This is a genomic window from Croceitalea sp. MTPC6 (assembly GCF_036985525.1).
In the GTDB taxonomy this organism is placed as follows: Bacteria; Bacteroidota; Bacteroidia; order Flavobacteriales; family Flavobacteriaceae; genus Croceitalea.
Map to the genome: position 1 here is coordinate 1 of NZ_BTGR01000051.1, position 274 is coordinate 274.

1 protein-coding gene is annotated in these 274 nt (G+C 55.5%); it reads left to right on the top strand.

The annotated features are described in order from the left end of the window. Positions 1 to 43 precede the first annotated feature (43 nt). Positions 44 to 274, top strand: a 231-nt coding sequence (locus tag AACP56_RS18040; protein ID WP_445227715.1) for a Calx-beta domain-containing protein, incomplete at its 3' end; no start/stop codon positions are given.

Consider the following 274-nt stretch of genomic DNA (forward strand, 5'->3'; position numbering starts at 1 on the left):
TGCCACGATAGTTGCCACTGACGCGGCCGCTTCTGAGAGCCCATTGGGCACTGGCACGTACACGGTCAGTCTTGACGCTGCGAACGGTACGGGTTCAGCTATAACGGTAAACTATGCGGTAAGCGGAACGGCGACGAGCGGTTCTGATTTTACCGCTTTGAGCGGTACTGTAGCGATACCGAATTTGGCGAGCAGCGCAACGATAACCCTTACCCCTATAAACGATGTATTGGTGGAGTCCCCCGAGACGGTGGTGGTCACTTTGTCCACTGGA